Annotated in this window: 1 protein-coding gene; it reads left to right on the forward strand. The window is 66.9% G+C overall.

What is annotated here, in order from left to right; all coding sequences use genetic code 11:
• Window positions 1–320, forward strand: a 320-nt coding sequence (locus AACV31_RS17405) for a contractile injection system protein, VgrG/Pvc8 family (protein ID WP_255492525.1), incomplete at both ends; no start/stop codon positions are given.

A 320-nucleotide genomic window follows, 5' to 3' on the forward strand; every position in this document is an offset into this window, starting at 1 on the left:
TTCTACGCCCGTATCCGCCAGGAGCGCTGGCAGGTGGAGCACCGCCAGACGCAGGGCTCCGGCACCGCGCTGGGCATCGCGCCGGGCCACACCTTCGTGCTGCGCAACGCCCCGTTCTTTGGCGATAACGGCGAGTACCTCACCACGGTGGCGCATTACCGCTTTGAAGAAAACCGCTACGCCAGCGGCCCGGACAGTAACACCCTCCACGAAATCCGCTTTGAAGTGATACCGGCGGACGTACCGTACCGCCCGTCGCAGAAGACGCCGTGGCCCAGAACCTACGGCCCGCAGACGGCGAAGGTGGTCGGCCCGCAGGG

This window comes from Cronobacter sp. EKM101R, assembly GCF_963888145.1.
GTDB lineage: Bacteria > Pseudomonadota > Gammaproteobacteria > Enterobacterales > Enterobacteriaceae > Cronobacter > Cronobacter turicensis.